2 protein-coding genes are annotated in these 1145 nt (G+C 42.4%); one reads left to right on the top strand and one right to left on the bottom strand.

Going from position 1 to position 1145, the window contains the following annotated elements:
- Positions 1–152: 152 nt before the first annotated feature.
- A complete protein-coding gene (locus HXY34_14235) occupies positions 153–359 on the bottom strand; it encodes a hypothetical protein (protein ID NWF97293.1) in 207 nt (68 codons plus the stop codon).
- A 131-nt stretch (positions 360–490) separates the two neighbouring features.
- Between HXY34_14235 and HXY34_14230 the strand changes: the two genes are divergently transcribed.
- Positions 491–1145 (top strand): hypothetical protein (locus tag HXY34_14230; protein NWF97292.1); only part of this gene is annotated, 655 nt, incomplete at its 3' end.

The following is a 1145-nucleotide window of genomic DNA, read 5'->3' as shown; positions in this document are numbered from 1 at the left end:
CTCTGCATCAAGTAGAAAATAGGTTTATTGATATTATCTGATGAATCTTGAGAGGTAGTCGTTCATCGTTTGAAGAAATGACTCTTCCAATTCTATGCCATAGTGTTCTGCTAAAACGAAGATTATATAAAGCATGTATGACAGTTCGGTGGCTAGCATCTCCTTTGATTTGGGTTTTTCAGGAAGTATGAAACCTTCCAGTCCTTGACTGCAGCGGCTACTTCTCCAGCCTCTTCCAACAAATCTGTAACCATCACAAACGGTATCCAGCCTTTGCCTCTCTTCCGGTCGAGTTTTTCGTTAATTTTCCTAAAGTTTTTCCAACAAAGATGCTGAGCATCACGAAGAGTAACAGACACAGGATTCACCAATGTGGAATTATAGTGGAGAAGGATTAAGATTTTTGGTGCTGGTTTGTTCTTCGACCATATATCATTGGGAGAAATATCGTTGAAATAATCTGCGGAATCGTGTTTTCTGGGAGAAGGCTTTGACGAAGAAGCGCCGCTGGACAAGACGGGATATCATAGTGCTTTTGGCATTTTCTCTACTCCTGATACTGGTGATTTCTGATCGTTCTCCGCCCGTGCACAACTCCGTTACCGGCGGCAATACGTCAAATAATGAAGCAGCAAATCTCGAAGATTTTGAGGATTGGATAGAGAAAGGTTTTGAACAATACGGCGATTTTTCCATAAACAATTCTTTAACGGCAGAGGTTGTTGTTGGAGCTGAGGAAAGCTATAAGAGCATACAGGATGCGTTTGACTCGGGATTTTCGTGCATATATTTGAGAAAGCAAAGGTTCAATGTCACACAGCCAATAAAGCCGCCGATGGAAGACTTTTACTTGATAGGCGACGGAGCGGAAATAGTTGCTACTGAGCCGATGTCGGAGATTTTTGACATTTCCAGCACTAGGTATGCGCATTTTGATGGTTTATTCATCAACGGCAACGGCTTGGCTGAAAAATGTATAAACGCCATGCGTACTCCAAGCAGGGTTCCAGTGCATCAGATTCGGAACTGCAAAATTTGGGGTGCAACATTGGCAAATGTGGATTTTACGGGTTGCGAAGACAGTTTAATATTTAACTGTTGGATAGATGGGAGGAAGGTGAATGATACTCCTGACGCTATTACGG

The sequence above is a fragment of the Candidatus Thorarchaeota archaeon genome (assembly GCA_013388835.1).
Classification (GTDB): domain Archaea; phylum Asgardarchaeota; class Thorarchaeia; order Thorarchaeales; family Thorarchaeaceae; genus JACAEL01.
This window is presented reverse-complemented; position numbering and strand designations above follow the sequence as displayed.